Source organism: Spirillospora sp. NPDC047418 (assembly GCF_040643275.1).
Lineage (GTDB): Bacteria > Actinomycetota > Actinomycetes > Streptosporangiales > Streptosporangiaceae > Spirillospora.
The window spans coordinates 23377-41500 of the sequence record NZ_JBEYTW010000021.1 but is presented as its reverse complement, the minus strand read 5'-3'; the positions used below and the strand labels follow the sequence as shown (position 1 = coordinate 41500).

Below are 18124 nucleotides of genomic sequence, written 5' to 3'. Positions count from 1 at the left end.
TCACGAGGGGCTCCCGCCGAACGTCCAGTCGCCGGAACCGATCTCGAAGACGGCGCGGCCGTTCGCCATGCCGATCCAGCGGGCGTCCCGGGGCGCCCTGGGCCTGGCGGCGCCGCCCGATACTGGGAACTCCACGCGCGCCGTGGTGCCGGGCGGGACGGTGACGTCCAGTCGGAGCCTCCTGCCGGTGCGGCGCCAGGACGCCGCGGCGTGCCCGCGCGGCGTCTCGTAGGCGGCGGCGGCGCGGGTGACGTCGCCGACCACGGCCGGCCGGACGAGCAGCGTCTCGTAGGCGATCGAGTCGTCGGTCTGCCCGAGGCCGGCGAGCCCCGCGTGGAACCACTCGTCGATGGCGCCGAGCATGAAGTGGTTCTGCGAGTTCCCGGAGGTGGGCCCGTCCCAGTTCTCGGTCAGCGAGGTCGCGCCGTGCACGACCTGGTAGCCGTAGCTGGGGTTGCCGGTCTGCGTCGCGAACGCGTGGATGACGTCGTCGCGTCCGGCCGCCGACAGGACGTGGAACACCGACGGCAGCGCGATCTCACCGACGGTGAGGTGGTAGCCCTTGGCCTTGATGCCGTTCACGAGGTGCGCGAGGACGGCGTCCTTCCTGCCGTCCGGGACGACGCCCATGTCGAGCGCGAGCGCGTCGCAGGCCTGGCTGCCGGAGCCGTAGGTGTCGCCGGTCGCGTATTCGGCGTTGAACGCCGACCCGATCTGCCCCGCGAGCGCCTCGTACCCGGCGGCGTCGGCGTCCTTGCCGATGACCTTCGCGATGCGGGCGAGGGCGGACACGGCTCGGTGGTAGCCGAACGTGGCGGTGACGCCCTTGGGAGTGCTGTTGTCGAAGGTGATCCAGTCGCCCAGGCCGTAGTCGAGCAGATGCCCGTCCGCCTTGCCGGACAGGTAGTCGACGTAGCGCACCATGTTCGGGTAGTAGGCGCGGAGCGTGGCCGTGTCGCCGTAGGCGCGGTACATCTGCCAGGGCGCGAAGACGATGACGTTGCCCCAGTTGGGGTCGTCCCTGAACCCGCCGGAGAACACCGTGAACTCGGGCGCGATGTCGGGGACGAGACCGTCCGCCGTCTGGGCCTCGGCGATGTCGCGGACGATCGCGCCGTAGTAGGCGGCGACGTCGTAGTTGCGGGCGACGGCGGGGAACACCAGGTTGGCCTGCTCCAGCCAGCCGAGCTTCTCGCGGTGCGGGCAGTCGGTGAGGACCGAGTACATGTTGCTCTGCACGGCCCGGTCGATGATCCGGTGGATGTCGTTGAGGAGGCTGTGCGAGCTGGTGAACGAGCCCGCCTTCGCGTTGCCCGCGCGCAGCACGATCCCGGTGACCGTGCCCTCGTCCGGCGCGGACGGCAGCCCTTCGAGCTGCAGGTAGCGGAAGCCGTGGTAGACGAACCGCGGATGCCACGTCTCGGTGCCCCGGCCGGACAGGGTGTAGGTGTCCCAGATGGGCGAGCCGGTGGTGTGCTGGCTGACGGTCCCGTCGTCGTTGAGCAGCTCGCCGGGACGCATCGTGACCTTCGTCCCGGCCGGTCCGCTGACCCGCAGCTGCGGCCAGCCCGCGAAGTTGGTGCCGAGGTCGACGACGTGGACGCCGTCCTTCGGCTGCGTGATCTTCTTGGTGCGGAAGGTGCCCACCGGGACGATCGGCGGCGCGGTCCGTGCGGCGAGCCGGGCCGTCGGCGCGGCGACCTTAACCGCGTCCGACCAGTCCTTCGGGGTGCGGCGCGCGTCGTGGTCCTCGCCGCCGTACCAGTTCGTGAACGTCGTCGCGCCGAGGGCGGTGCGCCAGGACGCGTCCGACGCGATGACCTCGCGTGACCCGTCGGTGTAGGTGATCTCGAGCTGGCCGAGGAACACGGGCTTGCCGTCCGACCGGGTCAGCTTCTCGTAGCGGCCGGGCGTGGGCGGCACGTGCGCCATGCCGGTGCCGAGCTCCACCTGCACGCGGTTGCCGCCGCGATGGAGCAGCCCGGTCACGTCGTAGGTGGAGTAGACGAGCCGCTCCTTGTACGCGCTGTAGGGCGGTTCGAGGACGGCGTCGCTGACCGGGCGCCCGTTCACCGTGATGTCCAGGACGCCGAGGGCCGTCGCGTAGAGGCGGGCCGTGCGGACGCGCCTGCCCACCTCGAACTCGCGTTGGAAGACGGGGAGCGCTTCGGGCTGCCGGTGCAGCGGCGGGGGCGCCTCCTGCCCTTCGACGGTGGCGGCGGTGTCGAACGTCTCGCCGTCGGCGGACGTCTGGACGGTGAAGTCCTCGGGGAAGTTGGCCGTCCTGCCGTCGTCGGTCGTCACGTCCGTGCGCGGGTAGAGCAGGACGCGGTCGAACCGCTTCTCCCCGCCGAGGTCGAGCTGGATCCAGATGGGCTCGGCGAGGTCCTGGTCCTGCCGTTCCATGCTGGTGTAGCCGAAGGGGGCGGTGTCGCTGGTGAGCGATCCGTCGGTGACGGCCTTCGGTTCCCACTGGCCGCCGACCGTGTAGCTCTCGGACGCCGTCACGGGCGCGCCGGACGCCGCGTTCGCGCCGGACTCCCCGTCCAGCACCTGGATCTCGGCGAGCTGGAGCCGCGACACCTTGTACGGCCAGCCCTCCTTGATCGGCAGGCCGAGCCGCGTCACGTCCAGCCGGACGTAGCGGGCCGACCGGGCCGGGAACGTGATCGCCGCCGGCTCCGGCGCGGGTTCGGCGGACCACGCCTCGTTGCCGATCCACTGGGCCGTCCAGTCGGCGGCGGCCAGCAGGCCCATCTCGAAGTGGGACGGCTCGCTCCACGCGGACGCGCGGCCGTGCCCGTCCCACACCCGGACCTGCCATGACGCCCGCTCGCGGGACTTCAGCGCCCGTCCGGCGTACACGGCGGACACGGCGGCGCCGCCGACCTTGCCGGAGTCCCACAGGTCCGGGCGGGCCAGGCGCGCGTCCGAGGTCGCGGCCCGCACCTGGTAGGCGGACTGGACGGCGTTGCGCGGCCCGGCCGCGAACCGCCAGCTCAGCGTCGGCTTCGCCGCGTCGATCCCGAGCGGCGACGGCAGGTGGCCGACTCGCGGGTCGGCGGGACGCAGCGTCCGGGCCCGTCCCGGGGCGGGCGCCGCCGACGCGGGGAGCGCGATCGCGCCGCTCGCCGTGACCGCCGCCGCGGCGACGCCGCCGGCCTGCACGAACCTTCTTCTGGACAACTCGTTCATCGCAGGCTCCTCAGCCGTGGTTCGCGGGGTCTACGTGGACGAGGTCGGTCTCCAGGAGGTCGGCGAGGGCCTTCAGGTCGGCGGTCAGGTGGCCGGTGCCGAGGGCCCAGTGGTGGGAGATGCCGGTGGCCGACCAGGCGTCGACCCACTCGCCGGGGTCGCAGCCGAAGTCGACGCGGGACGTGGTGTTGCCGATCCGCAGCAGCGGGCCGTCGACGGTCTCGCCCTCGGACGCGACGAGCGCGAAGCGGCCGTCGCGGCGCTGGACGATCCCGAACGCGGTGACCGGGCCGTGCTTGACGTCGAACTCCACCGACACGCCGTAGCCGCGCTTGCCGTGGTAGACGCCGAGGCCGCGCAGCAGCGGGCGGCGGGCGCTGATCGCCAGGTGGGCGGGCCCGTCGTGGCCCATCTCGACGTGGCCGCGGTGGAAGTCGAGGGCCTGCAGCTCGGTGAAGGAGCCGCCCGCGCCGAGCCGGTCGGCGATCAGCATGGCGAGGGACGTGCGCAGCTCGTACTCGCCCGCGGCGGGCACGCCGCGGGCGGTGAGCAGCGAGGCGCCGAGGATCATCCCGGCGCCGAGCCGCTCGTGGACCTCGCCGTCCAGGCCGCGGTGGTAGTAGGCGAGGCTGTCCAGCCCGAAGTCCTCGGCGAGCCGGTCGAGCCCGACCGCGACGCGGGCCGCCCAGGTGAGGTCGTCGTCGACGACGGACGCGTCCAGCTCGAAGATCTCCTCCGCCTCGGCCTTCTTCGCGGCCGTCTCGGCGTCGGTGACCTTCTCGACCCGGACGCGCAGGTCGTCGAACTCCAGTACCTCGACGTGCCCGCCGAAGTTGGCGCTGACGAGGGTGAGGTCGGTGGAGACGTCCAGCATGCCGGGATAGAGGTGGCCCATCAGGCCGTGCCGGCCCCGGCGCAGCGCGGCCCGGACCCCGGCGGCGCGGACCCAGCGGCCGATCTTCGCCCAGGCCCGCTCGTCCTCCAGGTAGCCGGAGACGGACCGGAACGGGACGCCGCAGCGCTCGAACGCGTTGGCCATCTCCGGCAGCGGGCAGGCGCCGCAGTAGGCGAGCCACTGCCCGGTGTCGAACGTGGCGTGGTCCATCGACTCGGTCGGCTGCAGGTTGATCAGCAGCACCGGCGCGTCCGCCCGCTGGGCGACCGGGACCAGCATCGACGCGGTCATGTAGGTGGTGAGGAAGCCGACGATGATGTCGCAGCCGGCGGCGCGGAGCCGCTCGGCGGCCGCCGCGCCCTCCTGCGCGTCGGAGACGAAGCCGGCGTCGACGACGTCGGCGCCGAGGCCGCGCATCCGCGCGGAGACGCGCTCGGCGGACCGCTTCAGCTGCGGCAGCAGGTCGGGGAACTGCGGCCAGTACGCGCCGAGCCCCCCGGCGACGAGGCCGACCTTCACGGGCGGCGCTGTGGTGTCTGCCATGCCTCTCCTTCTCTCGGGCTAGCGGGCCGTGAGGGTGTGGCGCCCGGCGGGCGCCCCGTCCACGTAGACGTATCTGCCGTCGCTGGACACGCCGCGCGCGGTCGCCCTGCCGCCGGCCCAGACCGTCCGGCCGTCGAAGGTGACGCGGCGGGTGGACCGGTCGACCGGGACGGCCAGCCGGCCCTTCGTGCCGCGCGGCGCGGTGACCTCCAGCCGGAAGCCGTGCCCGGTCCTGCGCCAGGACGCCGCGATGTCGCCGCGCGGGGTCGGCACGGTGCCCTCGGCCCAGGCCAGGTCCCCGGTGAACGGCACCACGGCCCAGGACGCGTATCCGGGCGCGGCGGGCCGCACGCCGAGGACCTTCGAGCTGAGCGTGACGGTCGGCTGCGCCGCCCAGCCGTGCGCGAGGCTGGAGAACTGCTTCAGGTTGGGGGTGCCGTCCGGCTGCATGTGCTCCCAGAACGTGGAGCCCGGGTCCTGCCGTAGCTGGTGGCCCCAGTAGTCGCGGATCAGCTGCAGGCCGGCCGCGTCGCCGGTCTCCAGCCGCGCGTCGGCCTCGAACCCGCTCGGCAGCGGCGCGTAGAACGGCGGGAGGCTCGCGTTCGGGGTGGACTGCGAGACCGTGAGCGACCCGATGCCCGTCCAGTTGTTGGCGCGCAGGTAGGCCAGCGCCCGCTCGGCGCGGTCGCCCTGCGCGATGCCGGTGAGGACGGCGGTGACGTTGCCGTCCTGCGGATAGGCGCCGGGGATCTCGCGGGACAGCCGGTAGGCGCCGGCCTCCTCGTCCCACAGCTGGTCGTTGACGGCCTTCTTCACCTCGGCGGACCGGGCGGCGTAGGTCCGCGCGGCGGACGCGTCGCCGCGCGCCTTCGCCATCGCCGACATCTGCTGCAGGTTGCGGGCGTACAGGGCGTTGACGTAGGTCTCGTGGCCGCAGTCGGAGTAGCCGTAGTGGCCGCACGAGCCCGACTCCTGGAACGCGATCAGGCCCTTGTCGTCCCCGGCGCGCACCGACTCCAGCCAGGCGGTCGCCTTGGTGAGCTGCGGCCACCACTTGTCGAGGTAGGCGCGGTCGCCGGTGTACCACCAGTGGTCGTACATGTCGGTCACGAACCAGGTCACGTACTCGCCGTAGGTGCGCAGCTCGTTCTGGTTGTGCTGGCCGACGAGGCTGGCGGCGGGCACGTAGCCGTCGGGGAGCTGCTGGGCGGCGAGCGACGACAGCGAGTTGTCGACCGCGCCCATGTCGTAGGTGCTGACGTAGACGACGGGTGCCTGGACGGCGAGGTCGCCCTGCCAGACGATCCGGTCGCGCTTGCCTCCGTCGTAGATGACGGACGTCTCCGGGTCGGCGTGCGGGACCGCGCTGTCGGCGTGGTCGCCCTCGCCCGGCACGTACGGCCACTTCTTCGCGGTGTCGGGCGCGCCGGTGTTGATCTGCACGGTGTAGGCGCCCGCGTACCAGACCTTGTTGAGCAGGTTGTCGCTGGACAGGAAGTGGCCGCGGTAGCCGTCCAGGTCGCGCTGGTCGGGCGCGGCGGTGAAGTCCAGCGAGACGGCGTCGACGTCGACGCTGCCGGGGCCGTCGAGGAATAGGGTCGCGTAGCGGAACCCGCCGCGCAGCACCCCGTCGCGGACGGTTCCGGGGAGCTTCACGCCGTCCAGCGGGAGGGCGTGGCTGTCGGTGTCCTCGGTGTAGGGCCGGCCGGGGAAGCCGTTCCAGATGTTGGCGGTGTCGCAGCCCGGCGCGATCTTGCCCTGGCCGCCGTTGGCGTCCGGGGTCAGCGCCATGTACTGCACTGATTCGGAGAAGCAGGCGCGCAGCTTCGGGCTCCCGGACGCGTCCTTCACGCGGACCTTCAGGTGCCCGGCGACCTCCTTGCCGAAGTCGACGATCAGCAGCGGTGAGCCCGCCCGCTCGGCGGCGCCGGTGAGCCGGACCGACGCCCCGCCCTTCTTCAGCGCCCCTTCCGGGGAGCCCTCGATGGCCCCCTGCCGGGGGTCGGCCCTGAACACGGTGACGGGCTTGACGTCACGGCCGGACGGGGCGAGGACGTAGGGCCGCCACTGCCCGGGGCGCGGGGTGTAGGAGGCGTCCTGCCAGGGCCCCTTCGGGTGCGGCGCGGCGAGGGCGGGCAGTGCGAGCGAGGCGGTGCTGGTGATCGTGAGGGCGGCGGCCACGGCGGCGCGGACGGCGGAACGGCGGACGGTCTTGGGGGGAACCATCATCACTCCAGGTCAGCGGGAGGCGGTCAGAATGGAGGTACCGGTCAGTCCGGGGACTTGCACGAGGCCGTCGCGGACGGTGACGCCCGGTTTCACCGAGCGGCCGTCGCGCCAGACGACCTTCCCGTTGACGCGGACCTCGGACGCGCCCTGCGCGGGGACTCCTCCGGTGGCGGTGGAGCCGGCGGGCGCGGCGACGCGGAGCGTGAACGTCCCGCCGTGCCGCTTCCACGCGGCGGTGATGTCGCCGCGCGGTGTCGGGACGCGTCCCTCGGCCCAGCGCAGCCCGCTCGCCGGGTGCGGCAGGACGGTGAACGTCCCGAAGCCGCCCGACGTCGGTGCGACGCCGAGGACCTGGTTCGTCAGGAACGAGGTCGGCGCGGCGGCCCACCCGTGCGACAGGCTCGTGTACGCGCCGAGCTGCGGCGCGCCCGCCGGGCTGACGTTCTCCCAGAGCGTGCCGGGCTGCGTCCTGCCGAGCATCGGGTACCAGGTGCGGCGCAGCAGCGACATCGCGCCCGCCATGTCCTGCTCGGCGGAGTGCGCGAGCAGCGACTGGGAGGACACGAACGGGCTGATGTACTGCGGGACGACGCCACCGGGCCTGTCGACGGTCAGGTCGCCGTGCGGGTTGGCGAGGCCGTCGCCGAAGAACTCCAGCACCGCCGCGGCGCGGTCACCGGTGGCGACGCCCGCCACGACCGCCATGGCGTTGCCGTCCTGCGGGTGGCTGCCGTCGGACCCGCTGACCTTGTAGGCGCCCGCGGCCGGGTCCCAGAGGTGGTCGTTGACCGCCTTGGCGGTGCGGGCCGCGTGCGCGCGGTACGTCTCGGCGAGTTCGGGCTCGCCCTTGGCCTCGGCGGCCTGCGCCGCCTCCCCGAGCACCTTGACGTACAGGGACGAGATGTAGGTGCCGCCGGCGTCGTTGCCGTAGCCCCAGGTCCCTCCCGCGCCCTTCATGGTGAGGAGCCCGTCGTCGCCCGCGTTGGACTCCAGCCAGGCGACGTTCCTCTTCATCGCGTCGTACCACGCGCCGAGGAACTTCTGGTCGCCGGTGTAGAGGTAGTGCGTCCAGTAGTTGTGGACCCACCAGGCCGCGTACTCGCCCCAGTTCATGTTGTAGCCGAGCGCGTCGGTCAGGTAGAGCCCGGGGATCTGGCCGTTGGCCGCCTGCCCCTTCGCCATGAAGGCGACGGCGTTGGCGGACGGCGCCGACTGCCCGGTGGTCAGGTACGACACGGCGTCGGCGACGGCGTTGTCGCCGCCCCAGATCATCCGGTCGCGCTTGGCGCCGTCGCTGATGATGCTGTCGCCCTCGCCGACGATGGCGTCGTTGCGGACCGGTCCCTCCTTGCCGGGGTAGGGGCGCCCGGTCGTCGGGTCGATCGTCGACATCTGCACCGTGTAGGCGCCCGCGTACCAGAGCCGGTTCAGGGTGTCGTCGCTGGACAGGAACGCGCCCTTGTAGCCGTCCAGGTCGGGGTTGGCGGGGTCGGCGGTGAACTTCAGCCGCAGGTCGGACAGCTTCACCTCGCCGGGGCCGTCCAGGAACACCATGAGGTAGCGGAACCCGCCCCGGATCACCGGGTCGGTCATGGCCGAGCGTCCGGTCTCGGTGTCGAGGTAGTGGGTCTCGGTGGCGAGGCCGACCGGGTCCTGGCTGTAGTCGGACGCGGTTGTGAGGTACTGCGCGCTCTCGCTGAACGCCAGGCCGAGCCTGGGCGTTCCCTTGCGGACGTCGGCCGTGACCTGGATCTGCCCGCCGACCTCCTTGCCGAAGTCGTAGACGACGTAGGGGCGGCCGTACTCGTTGGACGTGAGCGTGGTGCCGCCGTGGCGGAAGGCCCCGGACGGGTTCTGGACCGTCCCGCCGTAGGGCGCCGCCGGGGCACGGCCGCTCTTGTGCACCGTCCAGACGGCGTGGATGCGGGCGCCCGGCCCCGGCTTCGCGGTGTTGCGGAAGGTGACCCTGATGTCGTCGGCGGACCGGACGAGTCGCGCCGGCACGGCGACGTCGTAGTGGACGAGGCCGGCCTTGTCGCCGCTCCACACGCCCGCCTGCGCGGGGTCGGGCTTGCGCTCGTGGACGACCTCGCCGTTCACCAGCACCTCGTAGTGGGCGGTGGCGCTGCCCGCCTCCTCCACCCGGAGCGTGACGGGGCCGTGTCCGGGCGCGACGCGCATGCGGTAGCCGAAGCCCGCTCCCGCCTCGCCGCCCGTCTGGCGGGTCATGACGCCGTCGGCCTTGGCGGTCGTGGACGATCCGGCGTCCAGGTCGTGGCCCTCTGTCTCCGAGGTCCCGGACGCGGCGGTCACATAGTCGGCGTTCAGCCCGGACGACTCCGCCGCCTTCACGGGGCGGACCGTGCGGCTGGAGGGGGCGAGGATGTAGCGGTCGGCGCTGGACAGGGACGGGAGCCCCAAGGGGTCGCGGGGGGCCGCGGCTGCGGCGCCGGACGGGACCGCGACGAGGGCGGCGGCGCCCAGGCTCAGGGAGGTGATGACGGATACGCGGGAACGGGCGAACCTTTTCGCTGGTGACATCGTTATCCTTCCGGGTTCCTCTTGGTAGAGCGGGCCCGACGGGACGGCCGGTGGCACGGACGGGTGGTGCCGCCGCGGTGATGTCAGCACCGCGGCGGTCTGGTCCGGGCCGCCGGCCGGCCCTTGCTAGCGGTGGTCAGCGCAGGAAGGCGGCGGCGACGCCGGCGTCCACGGGGATGTGCAGTCCGGTGGTGTGGGTCAGGTCCCCGCCGGTGAGGGCGAAGACGGCGGCGGCGACGTGCTCGGGCAGCACCTCGCGCTTCAGCAGCGTCCGCTGGGCGTAGAACTCGCCGAGCTTCTCCTCCTCCACCCCGTAGACGGCGGCGCGCTTGGCGCCCCAGCCGCCGGCGAAGATGCCGGAGCCGCGCACCACCCCGTCGGGGTTGACGCCGTTGACGCGGATGCCGTGCTCGCCGAGCTCGGCGGCCAGCAGCCGCACCTGGTGCGCCTGGTCGGCTTTGGTGGCGCCGTAGGCGATGTTGTTCGGCCCGGCGAACACCCCGTTCTTGGACGCGATGTAGACGATGTCGCCGCCCATCCCCTGCTCGACCATCACCCGCGCGGTCTCGCGGGACATCAGGAACGAGCCGCGCGCCATGACGTCGTGCTGCAGGTCCCAGTCGGCGGCGGTCGTCTCCAGCAGCGGCTTGGAGATCGACAGGCCGGCGTTGTTGACGACGAGGTCGACGCCGCCGAACGCCAGGACCGCGGCCCGGACGGCGGCGGCGACCTCGTCCTCGGAGGTGACGTCGGCGCCGGCCGCGATCGCGGTGTCCGAGGGGTGCGCGGCGTTCGCGCCGATCTCGGCCGCGACCTTCTCGGCGGCGCCCAGATCCCGGTCGGCGACGACGACGCAGGCACCCTCGGCGGCGAGGCGGCGGGCGGTGGCGGCGCCGATGCCCGAGCCGCCGCCGGTGACGACCGCGACCCGGGTGGCGAGCGGCTTCGGCTTCGGCATCCGGCGGAGCTTGGCCTCCTCCAGCTCCCAGTACTCGATGCGGAACTTCTCTGCCTCGTCGATCGGCGCGTACGACGACAGCGCCTCCGCGCCGCGCATCACGTTGATCGCGTTGACGTAGAACTCGCCAGCGACGCGCGCGGTCTGCTTGTTGGCGCCGAAGGAGAACATGCCGACGCCGGGCACGAGGACGATCGCCGGGTCGGCGCCGCGCATCGCCGGGGAGCCGGCGGTGGCGTGCCGGTCGTAGTAGGCCGCGTACTCCTCGCGGTAAGCGGCGTGGAGCTCACGCAGGCGGGCCTTGGCGTCGTCGAGCGGGGCGTCCGGCGGCAGGTCCAGGACCATCGGCGCGACCTTGGTGCGCAGGAAGTGGTCCGGGCAGGACGTGCCGAGCGCCGCGAGCCGCGGGTGCTCGGCGCGGGACACGAAGTCGAGGACGGCCTCGCCGTCGGTGTAGTGCCCGACCTGCGGCCGGTCCGTGGACGCCAGCCCCCGGATCAGCGGGAACAGCGCGGCGGCGCGGGCGTGCCGCTCCTCCTCGGGCAGCGCGGGGTGGATCACCTCGCCGAAGGGATCGGCCTTGCCGTGCTCGGCGATGTACTGCTCGGCGGTGCGGATGATGTCGAGCGAGTTGGCCTCGCACTCCTCGCTCGTGTCGCCCCACGCGGTGATGCCATGCCCGCCGAGGACCACCCCGATCGCCCGCGGGTTCGCCCGCTTGATCGCGGCGATGTCCAGGCCGAGCTGGAAGCCGGGGCGCCGCCACGGCACCCACGCGACCCGGTCGCCGAAGATCCGCCGGGTCAGCTCCGCCCCGTCGGCGGCGGTCGCGATCGCGATGCCGGAGTCGGGGTGCAGGTGGTCGACGTGCGCGGCCTCGACCAGGCCGTGCATGGCGGTGTCGATGGACGGCGCCGCGCCGCCCTTGCCGTGCAGGCAGTAGTCGAACGCGGCGACCATCTCGTCCTCGCGCTCGACGCCCGGGTAGACGCCGGCGAGGGCGCGCATCCGGTCCAGCCGCAGCACGGCCAGGCCCTTCTCGGTGAGGGTGCCGAGGTCGCCGCCGGAGCCCTTCACCCACATCAGCTCGACGTCGCGGGCCGTCACGGGGTCGGTGACCGTGCCCTTCGCGGACGCGTTGCCGCCCGCGTAGTTGGTGTTGCGCGGGTCCGAGCCGAGGGTGTTGGCGCGTTCCAGCAGCTGCTCCACCGCGCGCGGGGTGGACGTCATCGGTTCCGTCTCCTTCACGTGTGTCAGGCGCCCCAGCCGGCGGCCTGGCCGTCCTTGCGCTCCTCGGCCACCCGCTCGTAGTAGCCGGACGCCTTGTAGGCGGCGACCGGGTCCGGGTGCAGGCCCATCTCCTCGCGCAGTTCGGCGAGCAGGGGGCGGACGTCGGTGTTGTAGGCGTCCATGAACACGGCGTTCGCCTCGAGGACGTCACCGGACCGCTGCGCGGCGCGCAGCGCGTCCGCGTCCACCAGCAGCGCCTTCGCGGTGGCCTCCTGGACGTTCATCACCGAGCGGATCTGGCCCTGGATCTTCGGTTCGACGTTGTGGCACTGGTCGAGCATGAACGCCACGCCGGTCGCCGCGTCGTAGCCGCCGCCGCGCACCACCTCGTACATGATCCGGAACAGCTGGAACGGGTCGGCGGCGCCCACCATCAGGTCGTCGTCGGCGTAGAAGCGGGAGTTGAAGTCGAACCCGCCGAGCTTCCCCTCGCGGAGCAGGAAGGCCACGATGAACTCGATGTTGGTGCCGGGCGCGTGGTGCCCGGTGTCCACCACGACCTGCGCCTTCGGGCCGAGCTTGAGGCAGTGGGCGTAGGAGGTGCCCCAGTCCGGCACGTCGGTCATGTAGAAGGCGGGCTCGAACAGCTTGTACTCCAGCAGGAACCGCTGGTCGTCGCCGAGCCGCTCGTACACGGCGGCGAGGGCCTCGGCCATCCGGTCCTGGCGGTCGCGGATGTCGTCCTGCCCGGGGTAGTTCGTCCCGTCGGAGAACCACAGCTTCAGGTCGCGCGACCCCGTCTGGTCCATGATGTCGACCGCTTCGAGCAGGTGGTCGAGGGCCTTGCGGCGGACGGCGGCGTCGGGGTTGGTGACGCTGCCGAGCATGTAGTCGTCGTCCTGGAACACGTTGGTGTTCACCGCGCCGATCCGCAGCCCGTGCTCCTCGGCGTGCGCGGCCAGCGCGGCGTAGTCGTCCACCCTGTCCCAGGGGATGTGGAGGGCCACGCTGGGCGCGACGCCGGTGAAGCGGTGCACCTGCGCGGCGTCGTCGATCTTCTCCTGCGGGGTGCGCGGCACGCCCCGCTGGGCGAAGACCTTGAACCGGGTCCCCGAGTTCCCGTACGCCCACGAGGGAGTCTCGATCTGCTGGCGGCGCAGGGCGTCCTTCACCGCGCTGGTGTCGTTCACGGTTGCCTCTCTCAATCCAGGTGGAAGACCTCGGTCAGCGGCCGCATCCCCTCGTCGGGGCGGCCGTCGAGATCCTCGAAGTACTGCGCCATCTCCGACTGCCACCGGGCGTTGACCCCGGTGCGGGCCATCGCCGCCTGGGCTGCCTCGAAGTCGTCGGTCTCCAGGTAGCCGACGAGGAGGCCGTCCTCCCGCAGGAACAGCGAGTAGTTGTGCCAGCCGGTGTCGCGCAGGGCGCTCAGCATGTCGGGCCAGACCGCCTGGTGGCGCAGCTTGTACTCCTCCAGGCGGTCCTGCCTGACCTTCAAAAGGAAGCAGACACGCTTCATGCGGTCAGAAGTGGTAGTCGTCGATGTTCTTGCCGTCGAAGACCGTCGGCGGGCCGAGGATGACCTCTCCGTTGGCGCCGATCGTGCGCTCGCCGAGTTTGCCGGCGGTGAACTTCTCGCCCTGCGCGCCGGTGATCTGGCCGGACGACAGCGCCGCCGCCGCGTAGGCGGCCAGGTAGCCGAGGTTCTTCGGGTCCCACAGCTCGAACGACTCGACGGTGCCGTTCTTGATGAACTTGCGCATCTGGTCCGGGGTGCCGAGGCCGGTCAGGACGACCTTGCCCTTGTACTTGGAGCCGGAGATGTAGCGGGCCGCGGCGGCGATGCCGACCGTGGTCGGCGAGATGATGCCCTTGAGGTTCGGGTACGCCTGCAGGAGGCCCTGCGTCTGCTGGAACGACTTCTGGTCGTCGTCGTCGCCGTAGGCGATCTTGACGAGCTTCATCTTCGCGTACTCGGGCTTCTTGAGCTCGTCCTGCATGAACTTGATCCAGGTGTTCTGGTTCGTGGCGTTCGCCGTCGCCGACAGGATCGCGATCTCGCCCTCGTGGCCGATCTGCTCGGCGAGCAGCTTGACCTCGCTGCGGCCGATCTCCTCGGAGCTGGCCTGGTTGATGAACACGTCCCGGCAGTCGGGGTTGGTGTCGGAGTCGTAGGCGACGATCTTGATGTTCTTCGACATCGCCTGCTTGAGCGGCCCGCACACCGCGTTCGGGTCGTTCGCGGCGATGAGGATCGCGTCGTGCCGCTGCTGGATGAGCGTGTTGATGTAGGAGACCTGCGAGGACGCGGACGCGTCGGACGGGCCGACCTCCTTGGCCTCCCCGCCGAACTCCTTGGCCGCCGCGATGCCGGCGTCGTCCACGATCGTCTCGTAGGGGTTGTTGACCTGCTTGGGGAGGAAGGCCAGCTTCAGGCCCTTCTTCAGCGGCGCGTTCGGATTCGCCGTGGCGTTGCCACCGGCCGCCTTGGCCTCCCCGGAGTCGGAGTCGTTCTTGGTGGTACCGCCGCAGGCGGCCAGGCCGAGGGCCAGGACGCTCGCCGTGGCGACGGCCGCCAGCCGGCGCGGGGCGCGCAGACGAATGGTCATCACTTGCCTTTCGGATGGGGGTGGACGAGGCGGGGGGCGTTATCCGGGGTCAGGGCGCGGCGGGGGTCGCGGGTCTCGCGCCCCGCCGCCGTCCTCGGGTCTCGCGCGCCACGGCGATCAGCCGCGGCGTGAGGACGCTGATGATGAGCAGCAGCCCGGTGACGATCGACTGGACCTCGGTGGAGACGTCGTTGAGCATCAGCAGGTTGCGGAGCAGGCCGATGAGCAGCACGGCCGCGATGACGCCGCCGAGGGTGCCCTTGCCGCCGTCGAAGTCGATGCCGCCGAGCAGCACCGCCGCGATCACGGTGAGCTCCAGGCCGAGGCCGTTGTCGGCGCGGGCGCTGCCGTAGCGGAGCGTGTAGACGATCCCGGCGAACCCGGCGACCAGGCCGGACACCGTGAACAGGATCAGCTTGATGCGCTTGACCCGGATGCCGGCGAAGTAGGCGGCGTCCTCCTGCGCGCCGATCGCGAACAGCGACCGCCCGATGCCGGTGGCGTGCAGGACGATCCCGGTGGCGACGGCGAGCACGGCGAACAGCGCGACCGGGTACGGGATCGGCGTGCCCGGGACGGACGAGGTGGCGAGGTCGGTGTAGGCCGACGGGAACTCCGACACGGCCCCGGTCCCGAGCGTCACGTACGCGAGCCCCCGGTAGAGGGTCATCGTGCCGATCGTCACGGCGAGTGACGGCAGCCCGAGCTTCGTCACGAGCAGCCCGTTCACCAGGCCGCAGACGATCCCGACGACGAGCACGATCGGGATGATCGTCTCGATGGCCATGCCGCCGTCCCACATCTTGCCGGTCAGCGCGCTGCACAGGCCGAGGATCGAGGCGACCGACAGGTCCACCTGCCCGCACACGACCAGCAGCGTCATCGGCAGCGCGATCAGCGCGATCTCCGACAGGTCGTCGAGGGCGAAGGACAGGTTGTCGTTGCTCGCGAAGTCGGGCGAGAACCCGGCGCCGCCGGCGAACACCACGATCAGCAGGGCGGTGACGGCGGTCTCCCACCGGATCAGCCCACCGAGGCGGCTCATGACCGTCCCTCCTTCGTGTCCGGAGCGGCGTCGCGGTGCGCGGCCGATTCGAGCGACCGCTGCCTCAGCCTCCGGGTGACGCGCAGCGCCAGCAGCCGGTCGACGCTGATGGCCAGCAGCAGCAGGACGCCGGTGATCGCGTCCTGCCAGAACGAGTTGACCTTCAGCACCACCAGCACGCTGCCGATGGTGGTGAGCAGCAGGCCGCCGAGCGCCGCGCCCCACACCGTCCCGACGCCGCCGGTGATGGCGACGCCGCCGACGACGACGGCGGCGACGACCGTCAGCTCCCAGCCGTGCGCGGCGTCGGCGACGACGGTGCCGAACCGGCCGAGCCACAGCACCCCGGCGAGGCCGGCGAGCGCGCCGCTGACCAGGTAGGCGGTGAGGACGCGGCGGCGGATCGGCACGCCGGCCAGGCGCGCCGCCTCCGGGCTGGACCCGATCGCGTAGAACTCGCGCCCGGACGAGTAGGAGCGCAGGTAGTAGCCGACCGCCAGCATCACGGCCACGGTGATGATCGGCAGGTAGGGGACGCCGAGGATCCCCTCGTTGCCGAGCGCCAGCACCGAGGACGGCAGTTCGGCGGCGCCGATCTGGTCGCCGTGCGCGATGCGGTAGTCCAGCCCCTGGATCACGTACAGGGTGCCGAGCGTGACGACCAGGGACGGGACCCGGCAGAAGCTGACGAGCAGCCCGTTGAGCAGCCCGCACACGAGCCCGATCGCGACGCCGAAGAGCAGCACGAGCACGACGCCGTGGCCGCCGTCGGCGGCGAACTTGCCGGCGCTGAACGCGACGAGCCCGACGACGGACCCGACCGACAGGTCGATGTTGCGGGTGACGACGACCACCGTCTGCCCGACGGCGAGCAGCACCAGGATCGAGGCGTTGAGGAAGATGTCCTCCACGCCCTGCCCGGACAGGAACCGCGGGTTCGCGATCGTCGTGCCGACGACGAGCACGACGAGGCCGCCGAGGATGCTCATCTCCCGGGCCCGCAGCACCACCTCGACCAGCCGCCGCCCCCCGCCGCCCGGCCCGCCCGCACCCCCCGGCCGCGCCGGGCTCTCGGTAAGCACGGTCATCAGGCCGCCCTCCCCACCCGGCCGGTCGCGGCGGCCATCACGGTTTCCTCGGTCGCGTCGGCGCGGGCGATCTCGGCGGTGAGCCGGCCCTCGTGCATGACCAGGACGCGGTCGGCCATGCCGAGCACCTCCGGCAGGTCGGAGGAGATCATCAGCACCGCGAGGTCCTGCGCGGCCAGCTCCGACAGCAGCCGGTGCACCTCGGCCTTGGTGCCGACGTCGATGCCGCGGGTCGGCTCGTCCACGATCAGCACGGTGGGCTCGGTGGCGAGCCACTTGGCGAGCACGACCTTCTGCTGGTTGCCGCCGGACAGGACGCCGACGCCGTCGCTGAGCCGGGCGTACTTGAGCCGGAGCCGCAGCCCCCAGTCGGCGGCGCGGTCGCGCTCCACCCGCCGGGAGATGAGGCCGCCGCGGCCGGTGGCGCGGCGCAGCGACTTCAGCTGGGTGAGGCCCATGTTCCGCTCGATGGACATGTCCATGACCAGGCCCTGCTGGCGGCGGTCCTCGGGGACGAGCGCCAGCCCGGCCGACATCGCGGCGGTGGGGCTGCCCGCGACCAGCGTGCGGCCCCGCACCTCGACGGCGCCGACGTCCCAGCGGTCCACCCCGAAGATCGCGCGGGCGACCTCGCTGCGGCCGGCGCCGACCAGCCCGGCCAGCGCGACGATCTCGCCGCGGCGGACCTCGAAGGAGACGTCGGTGAAGGCGCCCTCGCGGGTCAGCCGGCTCACCTTCAGCGCGACCTCGCCGGGCGTCACGTCCTGCTTGGGGTAGAGCGCGTCGAGGTCGCGGCCGACCATCCGGCGGACGAGGTCGTCGGGGGTGATGTCCGCGACGCGGTCGGTGGCGATGTAGGTGCCGTCGCGCAGCGTGGTGACGCGCTGGCACAGCTCGAAGATCTCCTCCAGGCGGTGCGAGATGAACAGCACCGCGCAGCCCTGCTCGCGCAGCGTGCGGGTCACCGCGAACAGCCGGGCGACCTCCTGGCCGGTGAGCGCGGCGGTGGGCTCGTCCATGATGAGGACCCGCGCGTCCCGGGAGATGGCCTTGGCGATCTCGACGACCTGCTGGTCGGCGATCGACAGGCCGCGGGCGGGCTGCTGCGGGTCGAGCGCGACGCCGAGCCGCTGGAAGAGCCGCGCGGTCTCGGCGTGCATGGTGCGGCGGTCGATGCGGCCGAGACCTGTCAGCAGGCCACGGGCGCGGGGCTGGCGGCCCATGAAGATGTTCTCGGCGACCGACAGGTCGGGGAACAGCGTGGGCTCCTGGTAGATGACCGCGACGCCGGCGGCCTGCGCGTCGGCGGGGCCGCCGAAGACCGCCGGCTCGCCGTCCACCCGCACCTCGCCCGCGTCGGGACGGTGCACGCCTGCGAACGTTTTTACGACCGTGGACTTGCCGGCGCCGTTCTCGCCGGCGAGAGCGTGCACCTCGCCCGCGCGCAGCTCCAGCGTGACGCCCTGCAGGGCGCGCACGGCGCCGAACGACTTGCTCACGTTGACCAGCGCCAATGTCGGCGGTGCCGACCGGCCGGCTGCGCTCATGGCGACCTTCCTCGCGGGGGACGTCGGTGACCCGTGGATGAAAAACGTTTTAACTGGATGTTGCGGTGGACGCTAGATGTGACCCGGAGCACCCGTCAAGAGGGAACCTGCCCGCCGACGCGGCGCCACGCGACGAAAACCGCGTGCAGGCAAGGGCCGGAGAGGTTTTCGAAGTCGTCCCGGCCGGGACCGGCCAGCCGGGTTTGAGGCGCCTCGCGTCCGGCTCTGGGGTTGACACGTTTTA

The 18124-nt window shown here is 72.2% G+C and carries 11 protein-coding genes; all 11 read right to left on the bottom strand.

The window, feature by feature from the left end; translation table 11 throughout:
* Positions 1 to 3195: a family 78 glycoside hydrolase catalytic domain gene (locus ABZ806_RS15975; RefSeq protein ID WP_500218032.1), complete on the bottom strand. Its 3195-nt coding sequence runs from the start codon at positions 3193 to 3195 to the stop codon at positions 1 to 3.
* Between the two features lie 10 nt (positions 3196 to 3205).
* Positions 3206 to 4633, bottom strand: coding sequence for an arabinose isomerase (locus tag ABZ806_RS15970; protein ID WP_500218031.1), 1428 nt, complete (start codon positions 4631 to 4633; stop codon positions 3206 to 3208).
* A gap of 18 nt (positions 4634 to 4651) precedes the next feature.
* The gene (locus ABZ806_RS15965) at positions 4652 to 6862 is read right to left on the bottom strand and encodes an alpha-L-rhamnosidase C-terminal domain-containing protein (protein ID WP_500218030.1); all 2211 of its coding nucleotides are present in this window, start codon (positions 6860 to 6862) and stop codon (positions 4652 to 4654) included.
* Positions 6863 to 6871: 9 nt separating this feature from the next.
* A complete protein-coding gene (locus ABZ806_RS15960; protein WP_500218029.1) occupies positions 6872 to 9403 on the bottom strand; it encodes an alpha-L-rhamnosidase-related protein in 2532 nt (843 codons plus the stop codon).
* A 136-nt stretch (positions 9404 to 9539) separates the two neighbouring features.
* Positions 9540 to 11591, bottom strand: coding sequence for a bifunctional aldolase/short-chain dehydrogenase (locus ABZ806_RS15955; RefSeq protein ID WP_500218028.1), 2052 nt, complete (start codon positions 11589 to 11591; stop codon positions 9540 to 9542).
* A gap of 23 nt (positions 11592 to 11614) precedes the next feature.
* On the bottom strand, positions 11615 to 12781 hold the full coding sequence (gene rhaI, locus ABZ806_RS15950; RefSeq protein ID WP_500218027.1) for an L-rhamnose isomerase: 1167 nt from the start codon (positions 12779 to 12781) through the stop codon (positions 11615 to 11617).
* An 11-nt stretch (positions 12782 to 12792) separates the two neighbouring features.
* A complete protein-coding gene (locus ABZ806_RS15945) occupies positions 12793 to 13110 on the bottom strand; it encodes an L-rhamnose mutarotase (RefSeq protein ID WP_500218026.1) in 318 nt (105 codons plus the stop codon).
* A gap of 4 nt (positions 13111 to 13114) precedes the next feature.
* The gene (gene rhaS, locus ABZ806_RS15940) at positions 13115 to 14200 is read right to left on the bottom strand and encodes a rhamnose ABC transporter substrate-binding protein (RefSeq protein ID WP_500218025.1); all 1086 of its coding nucleotides are present in this window, start codon (positions 14198 to 14200) and stop codon (positions 13115 to 13117) included.
* A gap of 49 nt (positions 14201 to 14249) precedes the next feature.
* Positions 14250 to 15245, bottom strand: coding sequence for an ABC transporter permease (locus ABZ806_RS15935; RefSeq protein ID WP_500218024.1), 996 nt, complete (start codon positions 15243 to 15245; stop codon positions 14250 to 14252).
* Positions 15242 to 16333 carry an ABC transporter permease gene (locus ABZ806_RS15930; RefSeq protein WP_500218023.1) on the bottom strand — a complete coding sequence of 364 codons (1092 nt, stop codon included), beginning with the start codon at positions 16331 to 16333 and terminating at the stop codon, positions 15242 to 15244. Before ABZ806_RS15930 ends, ABZ806_RS15935 begins: the two co-directional genes overlap by 4 nt.
* The gene (locus tag ABZ806_RS15925) at positions 16333 to 17880 is read right to left on the bottom strand and encodes a sugar ABC transporter ATP-binding protein (protein ID WP_500218022.1); all 1548 of its coding nucleotides are present in this window, start codon (positions 17878 to 17880) and stop codon (positions 16333 to 16335) included. The genes ABZ806_RS15930 and ABZ806_RS15925 overlap by 1 nt, the downstream gene beginning before the upstream one ends.
* Between the last annotated feature and the right edge of the window lie 244 nt (positions 17881 to 18124).